Consider the following 15,899-nt stretch of genomic DNA (forward strand, 5'->3'; position numbering starts at 1 on the left):
ACCGTCACCATTCAGATGACGAGAACATCTGATCTGAACATCTGGAGGATCGCGTGACCGTGCCCGAGATCGACCCGACCGACCCGGCGGTGCTGCTGGACCCGTTCACCGCCTACGGCCGCGCCCGCGAGCAGTCGCCCGTGGCGCGGATGGCGGTGCCCGGCATCGGCACCCTGTGGATCGTCACCCGCCACGAGGACGCGCGGGCGATGCTCAACGACCCCCGCTTCGAGGTGAACTCGGCCAGCTTCCTGCGCCCGCCCGGCCTGCCCGACCACTGCCTGCCCTACCTGCGGACCATGGCCGAGGTCGACGGCCCGGAGCACACCCGGCTGCGCCGGCTGGCCGCGCCCGCGTTCACCGCCCGCCGCGCCGCCGCGTTCCGGTCGCGGGTGGAGGCGACCGTCGAGGCGCTGCTGGACGCCCTGCCCGACGGCGACACCGTCGACCTGCACGAGCACTTCGCCCGCCCCCTGCCGATGGAGGTGATCTGCGAGCTGGTCGGCATCGACCCGGAGGACCGCCCGGCGTGGCGCGAGCACGGCCGGGCCGTGGCCGCCGGGTACGGCGAGGCGTTCAAGGACGCAATCCCGGAGGTCATCGCCAACGCGCTGGCGGCCGTGGCGCGGCGCGCGGAGGAGCCGGGCGACGACGTGATCTCCCAGTTGCTGCGCGCCCGCGCCGAGGACGGCGACCGGCTCGGCGAGGCGGAGCTGGTCACCCTGGTCTGGCACCTGGTGCTGGCCGGGCAGACGCCCACGAACCTGATCACCAACGGCCTGGTGGCGCTGCTGGAGCACCCCGACCAGCTCGCCGCGCTGCGCGCCGACCCCGCCCTGCTGCCGGGCGCGGTGGAGGAGCTGACCCGGTGGGTCGGGCCGCAGCTGCTCACCACGATCCGGTACACCCGCGAGGAGGTGGCCTTCGGCGACGTGGTGATCGGCGCGGGTGAGGCGGTGACCGCGGCGATCGCGTCGGCCAACCGCGACCCGCGGGTGTACGACGCGCCGGACGAGCTGGACGTCACCCGAACGCCCGCGGTGGGGCACCTGAGCTACTCGCACGGGCCGCACTTCTGCCTGGGCGCGGCGTTCGCCAGGGTGCAGACCGAGGTGGCGCTGGGCGCGGTGCTGCGGCGGTTCCCGGAGCTGGTGGTCGACGGGGAACCGCGCCGCATCCCGGACGGCGGCACGTGGCGGTTCGCCTCGCTGGTGGTCAGGCGCTGAGGATCTCCGAGGCCACCTCGGCGGGCGTCCGGCCGCCGGTGTCGACCACGCGGGCCCCCGCCGGAGCCGGGCGGACGACGGCGAGGGCCCTCAGCCCGGCCTCGGGCAGGCCGGGCAGGTCGTCACCGGCCAGGCTCACCCCCTCGCCGCGGCCCCGGCCGAGCAGGCGTTCGACCAGGTGGTCGTGGCTCGCGTGCAGCCACCAGAGGGTCGCGCCGGGCAGGAGCAGCGCGTGGTCGCCGACGACGACCAGGTGCTCCGCGCCGGCCTCGCGGTAGCCGCGCCACACCGCGCGCAGGTTGCGGGCCCGCTGCTCCGGGGTGAGCGGCGGGTCGGCGAAGGTGATCTGGGCCAGGTCGACGTACGCGCCGCGGGTCGTGGCGCACAGGCGCCGGTGGACCTCCCAGCCGACGGTCGACTTGCCGACGCCGCGCGGTCCGTCGATCCAGCGGATCACCGCAACCCCGCCAGCACGAGCCGGGCGGCCTCGGCCGGGGCGCGGCCGCCGGTGTCCACGGTGGGGCCGGCGAAGTCGTCGCGGTCCATCTCGGCGGCCACGGCGGTGGCGCGGGCGACGAGGTGGGCGGGCCAGCCCCTGGCCAGCAGCCGGGCCGACAGCAGGTCGACGTCCGCGCGCAGGCGGCAGAACGCGACGTCCGCGCCGGGCAGGCGGTCGGTGTAGGCGGGCACCAGCGCGCGCCGGTCGGGGCCGCCGGCCACCACCAGCGCGCCGCGCACCCGGGCCGACCACAGCGATCCGAGCGTGCCCGCCTTCACCGCGTGGTTGTCCGGGTCGTCCGGGGGCACCGGGTGGCACAGGCCGAGCTGGTCGACGTCGACGTAGGCCGCGTCGTCGAGGGCGCGGTAGACGTGCCACCCGACGGTCGACTTGCCCGCGCCCGCCGGGCCCAGCAGCCAGATCACCTTCGTCATCGCGCGGCAGCCTAGCCGGCGGCCGGTGGACCTGGCCGGCGTTTTTCCTTGAACCCGAACGCCGTCGGGGCCACGGTGGTGGCATGTCGTCCACGGTGAAGAAAGCGAGCCTGCTGTTCCTCGGGCGCAACGTGGTCCGCCTGCAGGCCCTCCTCGGCGACCCGGGCGCCCGGCTGTTCGGCCTGGACCCCACCCGCGACCCGTACCCGGAGTTCGAGCGGCTGCGCCGGCGCGGCGTGCTGGTGCGCAGCCGGCTGGGGCTCTACCTGACCACGTCGCACGAGCTGTGCTCGTCGCTGCTGCGCGACCCGCGCTTCGGCACGCTGCCCGCGAGCGCGCTGTCCGTGGTGGACCCCGTGGTCCGGGTGGACGGGCGGAAGCTGGTCAACCCGGTCGACGAGTCGTTCCTGGTGCTCAACCCGCCGGACCACACCCGCCTGCGCAGGCTGGTCGCGCCCTGGTTCACCCCGCGCGGGCTGCGGGCGCAGGCGGACACCGTGGAGCGGGTGGTCGAGCGGTACCTGGACGAGGCGGCCGGGCGGCCGTCGTTCGACCTGGTGCGCGACTTCGCCGCCCGGGTGCCGATCCAGGTGATCGCGGACCTGCTGGGCGTGCCCGGCGCCGACCACGCCTCGTTCGCGCGGTGGGGGCGGGCGCTGGTCAACGCGCTGGACGGGGTGCGCGACATGGGCGAGGTGCGGGCGCTGCGCACGAGCCTGCGCGAGTTCGAGGCGTTCCTGGACGATCTGATCGAGCACCGGCGGCGCGTGCCGGGCGAGGGTGACGTCGTCTCGGCGCTGGTGGCGCAGGAGGACCTGAGCCGGGAGGACCTGATCGCCACCACGGAACTGCTGCTGGTGGCCGGTTTCGAGACGACGGTCAACCTGATCGGCAACGCCGTGCTCGCCGTGCTGGGCGACCCGGAGGTGCGCGCCGGGCTGCTGGACGACCCGGCGTGCGCGGAGGCCGTGGTGGAGGAGACCCTGCGCCACGACCCGCCGGTGCAGTACACGGTGCGGGTCCCGTTCGAGACGACCGAGGTGGCCGGCACCCGGCTGCCGAAGGGCACCCCGGTGATGATGGTCATCGCGGCGGCCAACCGCGATCCGGCCGTGTTCGCCGACCCGCACCGGTTCCTGCCCGGCCGGCCGGACGGCCGCGAGCACCTGGCGTTCTCGTCGGGCATCCACTACTGCCTGGGCGCCGGCCTGGCCCGGATGGAGGCCGCCGCCGCCCTGCGCGGCCTGTTCGGGCGCTTCCCCGACCTGCGCGCGGCCGGGCGCGTGACCCGCCGCCCGTCGCGGGTGATCCGGGGCGCGGCGCGGTTCCCGGTAACGACTGGGGAAACAAAACGACACACGATCGTGGAAACCATCAGCTAGCACTCAGGAATGTGGTGCATGCTGGTACCTCGAACGACCCGCCGCACCGCCGCCGCGGCGGGTCGTTCACCTTTTTCCGCATTGGTGCGGTCCTGCCCTGCTCCGAGGAGACGCGCCGCGGGAATTCGCGCCCCTCAGTCCACTCCCCGCATCAACCGGTGGATGGACCTGGCACCCAGCACGAGCGCGACGCCCAGCGCGATGGCCACCCCGCCCAGCACCCCGAAGTACGCCTCCGCGTTCTCGTCGCTGTAGTAGCGCACCACGATCGCGCCCACGCCCTGCCCCGCCGCCGTGGCGAGGAACCACAGGCCCATGGTCTGCGAGGCGAACGCCCGGGGCGCGAGCTTGGTCGTCACCGACAGCCCCACCGGCGAGAGCATCAGCTCACCGCAGGTCATCACCAGGTACATCGCGATCAGCCACAGGAAGCTCACCCGCACCGCCGGGTCGCCCTGCCCCGCCACCATCAGCAGCAGGAACGACAGGCCCACCAGCAGCAGCGAGTAGCCGAACTTGCGCGGCGTCACCGGCTGGCGCCCGGCCAGCCGCGACCAGAGCAGGGCGAACAGCGGCGCCACCACGATGATCATCACCGGGTTGATCGACTGCACGAACGACGGCTTGAGCGAGAGCCCGAGGACCGTGGTGTCCACCCGCGTGTCCGCGAACGCCGCGATCACCGTGGCGCTCTGCTCGAACAGCAGCCAGAACATCGCCGCCGCGACGAACAGCGGGATGTAGGCGATCACCCGGGACCGCTCCACCGGCGTGGTGCGCGGGCTGCGCACCATCACCGCGAAGTACCCGACCGGCAGCAGCACCGACAGCAGGCTGATCAGGTTGATCACGCCCTCCGCGCCGAGCACGCCGAGCACCACCAGCAGCGCGACCGCGGCGACCGCGCCGACCACCACCGCCGCGATCCGGCCCAGCACCCGGCCGCGCTCCCCGGCGGGCAGCGGCCTCGGCGGCGCGGCGGCCGAGTCGCCCAGGCCGCGCACGCCCGCCCGGTACACGACCAGGCCCAGCGCCATGCCGACCGCCGCCGCGCCGAAGCCCAGGTGCCAGTCGTACTCCTCGCCCAGGAAGCCGCACACCAGCGGCGCCAGGAAGCCGCCGAGGTTGATGCCCATGTAGAAGATCGTGAAGCCCGAGTCGCGGCGCGGGTCCTGCCGGTCGTAGAGCCCGCCGACGACCGTGGAGATGTTCGGCTTGAGCAGGCCGGTGCCCAGCACGATCAGCACCAGGCCGGTGTAGACGCCCGCCACGCCGATCGGCAGCGCCAGCGCGACGTGCCCGAGCATGATGAGCACGCCGCCGTGGAAGACCGCGCGCTGGCCGCCCAGCACCCGGTCGGCCAGCCAGCCGCCCGCCACCCCGGACATGTAGACCGACGCGCCGTAGATGGCGACCAGCGACAGCGCGAAGCTCTTGTCGAGCCCGAGCGCGCCCTCGGCCGTGGACCGGTACAGGTAGTAGGCCAGGATCGCTTTCATCCCGTAGTAGGAGAAGCGTTCCCACAACTCGGTGAAGAACAGCGTGGACAGTCCTCGGGGGTGACCGAAGAAGTCCCGCTGCGGGGTGGAGACGGCGCTCGTGGCGCTCACTGGGTCCTCCTGCTCTCGGCGGACGTCACCGTCGGCGTCCGGGCAAAACTACGCCGAACGGGTGTACGTCGGGAAATCCGCATACCACCGAGTGGTCCAATGCACAGCCGCGGGTGGTGCCGACCCGTGCGGCGCCGGACCCCTGCCGGAGCTCACGGGGCCCGCCCCGCGCGGCTCCCCCGTCCGCGCGGGGCGGGCCCCGCCTCCCCCTTCACGATGCGCCAACCCCCGACGTCCGACGCATGGGCACAGTGATATCCCGCCGAAGGTTGTCCGGGGTCGGCTCCCGGCACCTGACAACAGTTGCCGGACAACCTCATCGGGCCCCGCCGCACGCGTGCGGCGGGGCCCGACGGGTGCCGGACGGACCAGCCGAGGTGATCGACGTCCGCACCGGGAGGTGGTCTGCGCACACCCAGGGTGCCGGCGAACCGCCGCGAACGCCCGACCAGTCGGCGAACTCCGTGCGTCGATCCGGTCACGGACCGTTGACGCCCGGCTCCCAGCTCTCGGGCCGACCGCTCTCGGTCAGCAGCAGCTGCCAGTCGCCGAAGCCCATCGGCGCGTCGTGGTGCCACGGGAACCGGCCCTGGGCCGTGGGCACGATGATCTGCACGGCGGCGAAGTCGCCCTTGCCGTAGAGCAGGAACGCGCTGCCGAAGAACTCCGGGTAGAAGCCCTTGAACACGCGCTCGAAGGTGATCGGGACGCCGTCGAAGAAGTCCCAGTAGAGCCTGCCGGGGACGAACCGCTCACCGCGCCGGGCGCGGTCGACGTAGGCCCGGATGAGCACCTGGGCCTGCTCGGGCGGCAGGCCGAGCACCACGGCCTCGGCCACCCCGAACCGGCGCCAGGCGCCCACGGAGAACGCGTACCCGGCGCCCTCGGCGTCCTCGGGCACGGTGACCACCGCGTGCCCGTGCAGCTCGGACTGCTCCAGCAGCCAGTCGCGCAGCTTCAGGTCCTGGGGGGAGGGAGACGACACCGGGCCATTGTGACCGGCGCTCCCGTCACCCCCGTGTGAGACCGCGAGGCCGCCGCGCGAGACCGCCCTCACACCCGCGACCGCGCGCACGCGCGCACGCGCCACACCCGCACCCGCCCCCGCGCAAGACCGCACCCGGGCACGACCGCGGCCCACCCGAACCCGCGCACGACCGCACCCCGCACACAGCCGCGGCCCCACCCGAACCCGCACCCGCACTCGCGCACGACCGCACCCCGCACACGACCGCGGCCCCACCCGAACCCGGGCGGGGCCGCGGCCCGCGAAGCGGGACCGGTCAGCCGACCTCGGCCATGACCTCGTCGGACACGTCGAAGTTCGCGTAGACGTTCTGCACGTCGTCGCAGTCCTCCAGCGCGTCGATCAGCTTGAAGATCTTCCGCGCGCCCTCCGCGTCGAGCTGCACCGACACCGACGGCAGGAAGTTCGCGTCCGCCGACTCGTAGTCGTAGCCGGCGTCCTGGAGCGCCTTGCGCACGGCCACCAGGTCGGTCGCCTCGCACACGACCTCGTAGCTCTCGCCCAGGTCGTTGACCTCCTCCGCGCCCGCGTCCAGCACGGCCATGAGCACGTCGTCCTCGGTCAGCTCGCCCTTGGGCAGGATCACCACGCCCTTGCGGCCGAACATGTAGGCCACCGAGCCCGGGTCGGCCATCGAGCCGCCGTTGCGGGTCATGGCGGTGCGGACCTCCGACGCGGCCCGGTTGCGGTTGTCGGTCAGGCACTCGATCAGCACCGCCACGCCGTTGGGGCCGTAGCCCTCGTACATGATGGTCTGCCAGTCGGAGCCGCCCGCCTCCTCGCCGGCACCGCGCTTGCGCGCGCGCTCGATGTTGTCCAGCGGCACGGAGTTCTTGCGCGCCTTCTGGATGGCGTCGTACAGCGTCGGGTTGCCGTCGGGGTCACCGCCGCCGCCGCGGGCCGCGACCTCGATGTTCTTGATCAGGCGCGCGAAGAGCTTGCCGCGCTTGGCGTCGAGTGCGGCCTTCTTGTGCTTGGTGGTCGCCCACTTGGAGTGGCCGCTCATTTCTCCTCCGTCTGTCCCTCAGCCCGCGGCACGGACCATGTCCACGAATAGGCGGTGCACGCGCCCGTCGCCGGTCAGTTCCGGGTGGAACGAGGTGGCGAGCACGTGCCCCTGCCGAACCGCGACGATCCTACCGGCGGCCTCGCCCGCGTCCTCGGTTTCGGGGACCCGGGCCAGCACCTCCACGCCCTCGCCGGTCGACTCGACCCACGGCGCGCGGATGAACACCGCGTGCACGTCACCCACGTCGGTGAAGTCCAGCTCGGCCTCGAAGGAGTCGACCTGCCTGCCGAACGCGTTGCGCCGGACCACGATGTCGAGCCCGCCGAGCTGGTGCTGGTCGGGCCGGCCGTCGAGCACCCGGTCGGCGAGCAGGATCATGCCCGCGCACGAGCCGTAGGCCGGCATGCCCTCCTTGATCCGGGCGCGCAGCGGTTCGAGCAGGTCGAACGCCTCCAGCAGGCGGCTGATGGTCGTCGACTCGCCGCCGGGCAGCACCACGCCGTCGACCTCGGCCAGCTCCTCGGGCCTGCGGATGGGCCGCGCCAGGGCGTCGGCCTCGGCCAGCGCCACCAGGTGCTCACGGACGTCGCCCTGGAGGGCGAGGACACCGACGACGGACACGGTTGGGCTTCCTCCTCGATCAGGTCCCACCAGGGTAGGTGACCGGGTCGGGCGCGTGCTCGTGGCACCCGCCCGACCCGGCCGGTCTTCCCGCGGCGCGCTAGTCGGGCGCCGCGACCCGCCCGCCCGCCTGGTGGGCGGCCGGGCGACGGGCTCGGACGACTCGCCAGCCGGCGAACAGCGCGGCGGCGAGCAGCGGGGTGGACCAGAAGGCGATGCGCTCGGCCGTCCCGGCGAACGCCATCAGCACGATGACCAGGGCGAGGAAGGCCAGGGTCGCGTACCCGGTGTAGGGGGCGCCGGGCATCCGGTAGGCGGGCCGCTCGACCTCGCCGCGCAGCGCCGCGCGCCGCAGCCGGAGCTGGCAGGCGATGAGCGTGGCCCAGGTGGTGACCACGCCCAGGGAGGCCACCGCGATCGCGATGTCGAACGCCTCCTTGGGCACGAGGTAGTTCAGGACCACCCCGAACAGGTAGGCGACCGAGGTCAGCAGGATGCCGCCCGCCGGCACGTGCCGGGCGTTGAGCCGCCCGGTGAACGCGGGCGCCTCGCCGTGCCGCGCCAGCGACCGCAGGATGCGGCCGGTGGAGTACAGGCCCGAGTTGCACGATGACAGCGCGGCGGTGAGCACGACCGCGTTCATCACGTCGCCCACGGCCGGCACGCCGAGCGCGGAGAACACGGTGACGAACGGGCTCTCCGCGCCGCTGTAGGCGTGCCAGGGCAGCAGCATCGCCAGCAGCAGCACCGAGCCGACGTAGAACACGCCGATGCGGTAGACCACGCCGTTGATGGCCTTGGGCAGCACCTGGCGCGGGTTGGCGGTCTCCCCCGCCGCGATGCCGACCATCTCGATGGCGGAGTAGGCGAAGATGACGGCCTGGAGCGTCATCAGGGCGATGCCGACGCCGGCGGGGAACAGGCCGCCGGAGCCGACGAGGTTGTGCGCGCCGGCCTGCTGCCCGCCGACGTCCGCGCCGCCGACGACCAGCGCCACGCCGGTGAACAGGAAGACCACCAGGGCGGTCACCTTGACCACGCTGAACCAGAACTCCAGCTCGCCGAACAGCTTCACCGACAGCAGGTTCACCGCGACCAGCACGCCCAGGGCGACCAGCGCGGTGACCCACTGCGGCAGGTCGGGCAGCCACCGGTGCACGTAGATGGCGACCGCGGTGATCTCGGCGATGCCGGTCATCGCCCAGTTCAGCCAGTACATCCAGCCGGAGGTGAACCCGGCCCACGGTCCGATGAACTCGCGGGCGTACTCGACGAAGCTGCCCGCCGTCGGCCGGTGCAGGACCAGCTCGCCCAGGGCGCGCATGACGAAGAACGCGGCCACGCCGCACAGCGCGTAGGACAGGACCAGGGCGGGGCCCGCCTGGGCGAGCCTGCCGCCCGCGCCGAGGAAGAGCCCCACTCCGATCGCGCCGCCGATGGCGATCATCTGCACCTGGCGCTTGGTCAGCGCCTCGCGGTAGCCGTCGGCGGTGGTTCCCTGGTCGTCCATGGCGGCCGGGACGCTATCCGGTCTGGACCAACTTCCCGGGACCGCTTGAGGAAGGCTTGATGTAATTGCGCTCACAAGGACCGGAAAGTGCCTGGTCCAGGTCCTCCCAGAGGTCTTCGACGTCCTCCAGGCCCACGCTGAGCCGCAGCAGGTTCGCGGGCACGCCGGACGCCTCCCGCTCGGCGCCGGGCACCAGCCGGTGGGTCAGCGCGGCCGGGTGCTCGACCAGGGTGTCGACCGAGCCGAGGCTGACCGCGGGCGTGACCAGCCCCAGCCGCCCGACCACGGCCGCGGGGTCCTCGCGCGTGGTGAACGCCAGCACGGCGCCGGGCCCGCGCAACTGGGTGCCGACCAGGCCGGCCGGGTCGGCGCCGGGCAGGCTCGGGTGCCGCACGAGCCCGGTGCCGGGGTGCGCGGCCAGCCGCCGCGCCAGCTCCACCGCCGTGCGCTGGGCCGCCTCCACGCGCAGCGGCAGCGTGGCCAGGCCGCGGTGCAGCAGGTAGCCGCCCAGCGGGTGCAGCACCGCCCCGGTCAGCGCCCTGACCTGCCGCAACGGGCCCGCGTGCGCCTCGTCGCAGGCCACCACGCCGCCGAGCACGTCGCCGTGCCCGCCGAGGTACTTGGTGGCCGAGTGCAGCACGTAGGTCGCGCCGAGCGCGGCCGGGTTCTGGAGCACGGGCGTGGCGAAGGTGTTGTCCACCACGACCGGTGCGCCCCCGGCCTGCCGGACGATCGACGCGATGTCCAGCAGGTCCAGGTTGGGGTTGGCGGGCGTCTCGACCACCACCAGCCCGGTGCCCGGGGTGACCGCGTCGGCGACCCGGTCGGCGGCGGCGTAGGTGGTGCGCACGCCCAGCAGGCCGTTGGACAGCAGGTGGTCGGTGCCGCCGTAGAGCGGGCGCACCGCCACCACGTGCGGCTTGCCGGCGAGCGCGCACGCCGCCTGCACCACCGCCGTCACCGCCGCCATGCCGCTGCCGAACGCGACCGCCGCGGCCGTGCCCTCCAGCGCGGCCAGGGCCCGCTCGAACCGCGCGGTGGTGGGGTTGTGCAGCCGGGCGTAGACCGGCGAGGACGCGTGCGCGGCGCCCTCCGCGAGGTCCTGGAGCGCCCGGCCGCCCGCGGCCTGGTCGGGCACCGGGTAGGTGGTGGACAGGTCGAGGGGAGGGGCGTGCACGCCCAGGTCGGCGAGGTCGTCGCGCCCACCGTGCACCGCCGTCGTTCGCAACCGCTTCATGGGCGGATCGTGGACTCGACGTCGGTGCGACGGGCACACTTCCGCAGGCCGTTCGGCGGACAAGGGGGTTCGTTGTGCTGGATTCGGTGGACGCGGCCATCGTGCGGGAGCTGCAGAAGGACGCTCGGCTGCCCAACAAGGACCTGGCGGCGCGGGTGAACGTGGCGCCGTCCACGTGCGTGGTGCGGCACCGGTCGCTGCGCGAGCGCGGGGTGATCACCGGGTACCACGCGGAGGTGGACCTGGCGGCGGTCGGGCGGTCGGTGCAGGCGGTCGTCGCGGTGCGGGTGCGGCCGCACACCAGGGCGGTCGTCGAGCCGTTCATGGCGTACGCGCTGTCGCTGCCGGAGGTGCTGGCGGTGTCGCACGTGGCCGGGCCGGAGGACTTCCTGGTGCACGTGGCGGTCGCCGACACGGCCCACCTCCAGCGGCTGGTGCTGGACCGGTTCACCACGCGCCGCGAGGTCAGCGAGGTGCGCACGAACCTGCTGTTCCAGCACGTGCGGAAGCACGGGGTGCCGGTGGAGGGCACGGCGGGCGGTTGAGTTCGCGCCTCTCCGCTCCCGGAGGGCGGCAGGCCCCGCGCGACGGCCGACCGGCACAGTGGGCCGACCGGCACAGCAGCCACCCGGCACAGCGGGTCGACCGGGTCCACGCCCTCGAACAGCGGCGCCAGCAGGTCGCCCTCGGCGACGTGCCGGTAGAACGCCTCGAACGCCGCCGCGCCACCCGCCCACGAGTACGGGCTGGGCACCGCCTCGCCGAGGTCAACCGGCTCGTAGTGCCGCATCTCCTCGATACCCGGCACGAACTCCCGCACCTCGGCGAAGAACGGCGGGAAGCGCGGCCCCCGCCAGGCGGTCGCGCGCGGAGGTCCAGGTGATGCGGAGGACGTGCGACTCCGGCTCTTCCGGGCACCGGCTCAGTTCGAAGTCCCGGCACTCCGGGGCCGCCGCCAGGTGGACCGCCTGGCGGTGGACGTCATCGGCACCAAGTGGGCCGTGGTGGTGCTGGCCCGCCTCAAGGAGGCGCCGCACCGCTACGGCGAGCTGCGCCGGCGGGTGCCCGGCATCACCGAGAAGGTGCTGACGACCAGGTTGCGCGAACTGGAGGCGGCCGGATTGGTCGAGCGCACCGCCACCGACGAGGTGCCGCCCGCGGTGACCTACCGGCTCACCGGGGAGGGCCGGGAGCTGGCACCCGCCCTCCAGGTCCTCCACGACCGGGGTCGGCGGCGGGCCGACCGGGAGGGCGTGGTGATCGAGCCGACACCGTGACCACCACCCTCCCGCCCGGTGGCACCGGTGAACGTGTGTTAGCAATGGTTATGCGGACTGAAGCGCTGCGGGAGCTGCTGGACGGCCGTTGGGCGGAGCTGCGCCGCGACTCCCTGGACCTGCTCGGCAAGCTGGCACCGGTGCACGACCTGCCCCGCGAGGAGTACCGCGCGTGGGTCCTGGAGCAGCTGCACGCGCTGGCCGCCGGCGGCCACCCGCTGATCGGCTTCCCCACCGAGTACGGCGGCAAGGGCGACGTGGGCGGCTCGGTGGTGGCGTTCGAGGTGCTGGGCTTCGGCGACCTGTCGCTGATGGTCAAGGCCGGCGTGCAGTGGGGCCTGTTCGGCGGCGCGGTGCAGGCGCTGGGCACCGAGGAGCACCACGCCCGCTACCTGCCCGGCATCATGGGCCTGGACCTGCCCGGCTGCTTCGCCATGACCGAGACCGGGCACGGCTCGGACGTGCAGCACCTGCGCACCACCGCCACCTACGACCCCGCCGCGCAGGAGTTCGTCGTGCACACGCCCGATGCGGCGGCGCGCAAGGACTACATCGGCAACGCGGCCCGCGACGGGCGGCTGGCCGTGGTGTTCGCGCAGCTCGTCACGGGAGGCGAGGAGCACGGCGTGCACGCCCTGGTGGTGCCGATCCGCGACGGGTCCGGCGCGGCGATGCCCGGCGTGACCATCGAGGACTGCGGGCCCAAGGCCGGGCTGAACGGCGTGGACAACGGGCGGCTGACCTTCGACCACGTGCGGGTGCCGCGCTCGGCGCTGCTCAACCGGTACGGCGACGTGGCGCCGGACGGCACCTACTCCAGTCCCGTCGAGGGCCGCGGCAGGCGGTTCTTCACCATGCTGGGCACGCTGGTGCGCGGCCGGATCAGCGTGGCGGGCGGCGCCGGCAGCGCGACGAAGAAGGCCCTGGCCATCGCGATCCGGTACGGCGACCGGCGCCGGCAGTTCACCCGCCCCGACACCGGCGCGGAGGTGGTGGTGCTGGACTACCTGGCCCACCAGCGGCGGCTGCTGCCCGCGCTCGCGCAGACCTACGCGCTGCACTTCGCGCAGGAGGAGCTGGTGTCGGCGCTGCACGACGTGTCCGACGACCGGGGGCAGCGGGAGCTGGAGTCGCGCGCCGCCGGGTTGAAGGCGGTGGCCACCTGGCACGCCACGCACACCATCCAGGCGTGCCGCGAGGCGTGCGGCGGCGCCGGGTACCTGGCGGAGAACCTCATCGCGGGCCTGAAGGCCGACACGGACGTGTTCACCACGTTCGAGGGCGACAACACGGTGCTGCTCCAGCTCGTCGCGAAGGGGCTGCTGACCAGCTACCGCGACCACGTCGGCGACCTGGACCCGTGGGGCATGGCGCGGTTCGTGGCCGACCAGGCGGTGGGCGTGGTGATCGAGCGGACGGCCGCGCGGGCGCTGATCGACCGGCTCGTGTCGGGCAGCTCCGACGCGCTGCTGGACCGGGGCTGGCAGGTGCGGCAGTTCGAGGACCGCGAGCGGCACGTGCTGGAGGGCCTGGCGCGGCGGCTGCGGCGGGCGTCGCCGGAGAACGCGTTCGACGTGTTCAACGCCGCGCAGGACCACGTGCTGCACGCGGCGCGCGCCCACGTGGACCGGGTGGTGCTGGAGGCGTTCGTGGCGGCGTTGGAGCGCGGCACGGACCCGGAGGTGACCGCGCTGCTGGGCAAGGTGTGCGACCTGTACGCGCTGAGCGTCATCGAGGCGGACCGGGCCTGGTTCCTGGAGCACGGCCGGTTGACGCCGCAGCGGGCCAAGGCGGTGTCGCAGGCGGTCAACGAGCTGTGCGGGCAGCTGCGGCCGCACGCGCGGGACCTGGTGGACGCGTTCGGCATCCCCGAGCCCTGGCTCGCCGCGCCGATCGCGGGGTGAGGGAGGTGCTGCCCGAGGACGACGCGGGGGTGCTGGCCACGGCCCTGGCCGGGTACGTGCGGGCCGTGGCCGCGGAGGTCGGCGTACCGCCCGAGGGCACGGAGTTCGAGGTGTCCGACACCACCACGGCCTACCTCGCGCTCGCCGAGGGCGCCGGCCGGGACCTGATGCTGGTGTGGAGCAGCGAGCACGGCTGGTCGGTGGCGGTGGAGACCGACCCGGGCGAGCAGCCGGTGACCGTGGCCCACCTGGGCCCGCCCCTGGTGCCGCGGCCGGCGGAGGTGGCGCGGTTCGTGGCGGACGTGCGGGCGGGCGGGCCGGGTCGGCCGGAGCTGACCGTGGCCGAGGACCGGCGCCTGCTGGTGGAGCGGCTGTCGGCCTACCTCTAGTCCACGCCGGCGAGCCGCAGCAGCGCCGTGGCGCCGGCGGCCAGCACCACGACCACCGCGAACGGCGCCCGCCGCCACGCCGCGACCGCGCCCACCAGCACGCCCACCGGCAGGGCCGGCCCGGCGAACCCCCGCCCCTCGGTGAACGCCGACACGGCCACCAGCGCGAACAGCATGACGGTGGCCGCGGTCGACATCAGCTCCCGGACCCGCTCGGACAGCGTGACCCGGTCGCGCAGCAGCGGCCCGGCCAGGCGGAGCGCGAAGGTGCCCGCGGCGAGCAGGAGGACGGCCGTCAGCGTCACGCCCGCACCCCCCGGCGCGCGGTGGCCACCAGCCCGACCAGGGCGAGCAGCACGGGCACGCCCGCCGGCAGCACCGGCGTGGCGGCCAGCGCGACGACCGCGCCGAGCAGCGCCGCGTCCCGCGTCACCCGGTCCTTCAACGCGGGCAGCAGCAGCGCCACGAGGGCCGCGGGGAACGCCGCGTCCAGCCCGAGGGCGCCGGGGTCGCCGACGTTCCGCCCGACCAGCGCGCCCACGAGCACCGCCGCGTTCCACGCGCCGAAGAGCGCGACGCCGCAGGACCAGAAGGCGGCGCGGGCCCGCTCGGGGTCCGGCTGAGCCAGCGCGAACGCGGTCGACTCGTCGGTGAGCAGGTGGCTGCCCACGAGCCGCCGCGCGAGGCCCGGCCCGAGCACGTGGCCGACCGCCAGCCCGAACGGCAGGTGCCGGGCGTTGAGCACGAGCCCCGCCAGCACGGCCGCGGCCGGGCTGCCACCGGCGGCGACGACCCCGACGGCCATGAACTGCGAGCCGCCGGCGAAGACGAGCAGCGACATCACCACCGGCAGCCACCACGGCAGGCCGGCGGCGGTGGAGATCGCGCCGAAGGAGGCACCGCTGACCGCCGCACCGGCGGCCACCGCGGTGACGTCGCGCAGCAGCGCGGGATCTGGGGTTCGCCATGTCGAACGCATCGTCTTCTACGATGAACATTGTCTAGACCGTTCGTCAAGCCGAACGATGGGACCGTTATGTCGAACACAGGTGCGCCGCTGGACGTCATCGCCGCCTCCCTGCGGCGCGAGCGCGAGCGGGTGGGCCTCTCGATCAGCGAACTCGCCAAGCGGGCCGGCATCGCGAAGTCGACGCTGTCGCAACTGGAGTCGGCGAGCGGGAACCCCAGCGTGGAGACGCTGTGGGCGCTGGGCGTGGCGCTGGGGGTGCCGTTCGCGCGCCTGGTCGACCCGCCCGCGCCCCGGGTCAAGGTGATCCGCGCGGGCGAGGGCCCGGCGATCTACTCGGAACGGGCGCACTACACGGCCACCCTGCTGTCGTCCTGCCCGCCGGGCGCGCGGCGCGACATCTACGTGCTGAACCTCGAACCGGGCCCGGCCCGCGAGTCCGCGCCCCACATGGCGGGGACCGTGGAGCACGTGGTGGTCAGCACCGGGCGGGTGCTGGCGGGGTTGCGGGCCGATCCGGTGGAGCTGGGCCCGGGGGACTACCTGATGTACCCGGGCGACCAGCCGCACATGGCGCAGGCGTTGGAGGCGGGGACCGCGGTACTGCTGGTCTCCGAGCACGTTTAGCACGCACGTTCGAGCGATTCAGCCGGACAGGACCGAAGCCGATGGGGGTGGGTGCGAGATCCAGCGCGAGATGCGCCTCCACCGCGCCCCGGCGAGGTCGTCGACACGTCAAGCAGCGGAAGTGGATGCGACAAGCACGCCACCGGCCTCTGCCCACCCGACGTGCTCACCGGGGCGGTA

At 74.0% G+C, this 15,899-nt stretch carries 17 protein-coding genes; 7 read left to right on the plus strand and 10 right to left on the minus strand.

Translation table 11 applies throughout. From position 1 onward, the window contains the following. Positions 1-53: 53 nt before the first annotated feature. Positions 54-1,226 (plus strand): cytochrome P450, encoded by a 1,173-nt coding sequence (locus tag EKG83_RS34810; RefSeq protein WP_051766113.1) that lies wholly within the window; start codon positions 54-56, stop codon positions 1,224-1,226. On the opposite strand, the gene EKG83_RS34815 is transcribed toward EKG83_RS34810, so the two are convergent. Together EKG83_RS34815 and EKG83_RS34820 are read right to left on the minus strand one after the other, a co-directional pair. Then, positions 1,216-1,683, minus strand: coding sequence for a nucleoside/nucleotide kinase family protein (locus EKG83_RS34815; protein ID WP_033431866.1), 468 nt, complete (start codon positions 1,681-1,683; stop codon positions 1,216-1,218). The two genes, EKG83_RS34810 and EKG83_RS34815, sit on opposite strands and share 11 nt — an antisense overlap. Beyond that, positions 1,680-2,159: a DEAD/DEAH box helicase family protein gene (locus EKG83_RS34820; protein WP_033431867.1), complete on the minus strand. Its 480-nt coding sequence runs from the start codon at positions 2,157-2,159 to the stop codon at positions 1,680-1,682. The genes EKG83_RS34815 and EKG83_RS34820 overlap by 4 nt, the downstream gene beginning before the upstream one ends. Before the next feature lie 83 nt (positions 2,160-2,242). Here EKG83_RS34820 and EKG83_RS34825 point away from each other — a divergent pair, with 83 nt between their 5' ends. Further along, positions 2,243-3,541, plus strand: coding sequence for a cytochrome P450 (locus EKG83_RS34825; protein ID WP_033431868.1), 1,299 nt, complete (start codon positions 2,243-2,245; stop codon positions 3,539-3,541). Positions 3,542-3,675: 134 nt separating this feature from the next. On the opposite strand, the gene EKG83_RS34830 is transcribed toward EKG83_RS34825, so the two are convergent. From EKG83_RS34830 to EKG83_RS34855, 6 genes are all read right to left on the minus strand, one after another. Further along, positions 3,676-5,151 (minus strand): peptide MFS transporter, encoded by a 1,476-nt coding sequence (locus EKG83_RS34830; RefSeq protein WP_033431869.1) that lies wholly within the window; start codon positions 5,149-5,151, stop codon positions 3,676-3,678. A gap of 478 nt (positions 5,152-5,629) precedes the next feature. Continuing rightward, positions 5,630-6,136: a DUF4262 domain-containing protein gene (locus tag EKG83_RS34835; protein WP_033431870.1), complete on the minus strand. Its 507-nt coding sequence runs from the start codon at positions 6,134-6,136 to the stop codon at positions 5,630-5,632. 298 nt (positions 6,137-6,434) lie between these two features. Next, complete coding sequence (locus EKG83_RS34840; protein WP_033431871.1) at positions 6,435-7,184, minus strand: YebC/PmpR family DNA-binding transcriptional regulator; 750 nt, start codon at positions 7,182-7,184, stop codon at positions 6,435-6,437. Between the two features lie 18 nt (positions 7,185-7,202). Beyond that, a complete protein-coding gene (pdxT, locus tag EKG83_RS34845; RefSeq protein ID WP_033431872.1) occupies positions 7,203-7,808 on the minus strand; it encodes a pyridoxal 5'-phosphate synthase glutaminase subunit PdxT in 606 nt (201 codons plus the stop codon). 100 nt (positions 7,809-7,908) lie between these two features. Continuing rightward, entirely contained in the window at positions 7,909-9,318 is a 1,410-nt protein-coding gene (locus EKG83_RS34850; protein ID WP_033431873.1) for an amino acid permease, read from the minus strand. A 13-nt stretch (positions 9,319-9,331) separates the two neighbouring features. Beyond that, on the minus strand, positions 9,332-10,555 hold the full coding sequence (locus tag EKG83_RS34855) for a trans-sulfuration enzyme family protein (protein ID WP_033431874.1): 1,224 nt from the start codon (positions 10,553-10,555) through the stop codon (positions 9,332-9,334). Positions 10,556-10,629: 74 nt separating this feature from the next. Here EKG83_RS34855 and EKG83_RS34860 point away from each other — a divergent pair, with 74 nt between their 5' ends. The 4 genes from EKG83_RS34860 (at position 10,630) to EKG83_RS34875 (ending at position 14,125) form a co-directional block, all read left to right on the plus strand. Further along, positions 10,630-11,100 carry an Lrp/AsnC family transcriptional regulator gene (locus EKG83_RS34860; protein ID WP_033431875.1) on the plus strand — a complete coding sequence of 157 codons (471 nt, stop codon included), beginning with the start codon at positions 10,630-10,632 and terminating at the stop codon, positions 11,098-11,100. Positions 11,101-11,448: 348 nt separating this feature from the next. After that, on the plus strand, positions 11,449-11,832 hold the full coding sequence (locus tag EKG83_RS34865; protein ID WP_322746614.1) for a winged helix-turn-helix transcriptional regulator: 384 nt from the start codon (positions 11,449-11,451) through the stop codon (positions 11,830-11,832). Between the two features lie 44 nt (positions 11,833-11,876). Further along, positions 11,877-13,736, plus strand: a complete 1,860-nt coding sequence (locus EKG83_RS34870; RefSeq protein ID WP_456153895.1) for an acyl-CoA dehydrogenase family protein — start codon at positions 11,877-11,879, stop codon at positions 13,734-13,736. Next, complete coding sequence (locus EKG83_RS34875; RefSeq protein ID WP_228122330.1) at positions 13,733-14,125, plus strand: DUF6292 family protein; 393 nt, start codon at positions 13,733-13,735, stop codon at positions 14,123-14,125. Before EKG83_RS34870 ends, EKG83_RS34875 begins: the two co-directional genes overlap by 4 nt. Here the strand turns inward: EKG83_RS34875 and EKG83_RS34880 are convergent. Further along, positions 14,122-14,430 (minus strand): AzlD domain-containing protein, encoded by a 309-nt coding sequence (locus EKG83_RS34880; protein ID WP_033431877.1) that lies wholly within the window; start codon positions 14,428-14,430, stop codon positions 14,122-14,124. The two genes, EKG83_RS34875 and EKG83_RS34880, sit on opposite strands and share 4 nt — an antisense overlap. Then, a complete protein-coding gene (locus tag EKG83_RS34885) occupies positions 14,427-15,104 on the minus strand; it encodes an AzlC family ABC transporter permease (RefSeq protein WP_033431878.1) in 678 nt (225 codons plus the stop codon). The genes EKG83_RS34880 and EKG83_RS34885 overlap by 4 nt, the downstream gene beginning before the upstream one ends. A 57-nt stretch (positions 15,105-15,161) precedes the next feature. Here EKG83_RS34885 and EKG83_RS34890 point away from each other — a divergent pair, with 57 nt between their 5' ends. Continuing rightward, a complete protein-coding gene (locus EKG83_RS34890; protein WP_033431879.1) occupies positions 15,162-15,719 on the plus strand; it encodes a helix-turn-helix domain-containing protein in 558 nt (185 codons plus the stop codon). The last annotated feature ends 180 nt before the right edge of the window (positions 15,720-15,899 follow it).

Origin of the sequence: Saccharothrix syringae (genome assembly GCF_009498035.1) — a bacterium.
Lineage (GTDB): Bacteria > Actinomycetota > Actinomycetes > Mycobacteriales > Pseudonocardiaceae > Actinosynnema > Actinosynnema syringae.

What these genes read in the sequence shown, in the direction of transcription:
- EKG83_RS34890 (WP_033431879.1), top strand. Translation starts at nt 15,162, where the DNA reads ATGTCGAACACAGGTGCGCCGCTGGACGTCATCGCCGCCTCCCTGCGG.
- EKG83_RS34850 (WP_033431873.1), bottom strand. Translation starts at nt 9,318, where the DNA reads ATGGACGACCAGGGAACCACCGCCGACGGCTACCGCGAGGCGCTGACC.
- EKG83_RS34870 (WP_456153895.1), top strand. Translation starts at nt 11,877, where the DNA reads ATGGTTATGCGGACTGAAGCGCTGCGGGAGCTGCTGGACGGCCGTTGG.
- EKG83_RS34825 (WP_033431868.1), top strand. Translation starts at nt 2,243, where the DNA reads ATGTCGTCCACGGTGAAGAAAGCGAGCCTGCTGTTCCTCGGGCGCAAC.
- EKG83_RS34820 (WP_033431867.1), bottom strand. Translation starts at nt 2,159, where the DNA reads ATGACGAAGGTGATCTGGCTGCTGGGCCCGGCGGGCGCGGGCAAGTCG.
- EKG83_RS34840 (WP_033431871.1), bottom strand. Translation starts at nt 7,184, where the DNA reads ATGAGCGGCCACTCCAAGTGGGCGACCACCAAGCACAAGAAGGCCGCA.
- EKG83_RS34885 (WP_033431878.1), bottom strand. Translation starts at nt 15,104, where the DNA reads ATGCGTTCGACATGGCGAACCCCAGATCCCGCGCTGCTGCGCGACGTC.
- EKG83_RS34855 (WP_033431874.1), bottom strand. Translation starts at nt 10,555, where the DNA reads ATGAAGCGGTTGCGAACGACGGCGGTGCACGGTGGGCGCGACGACCTC.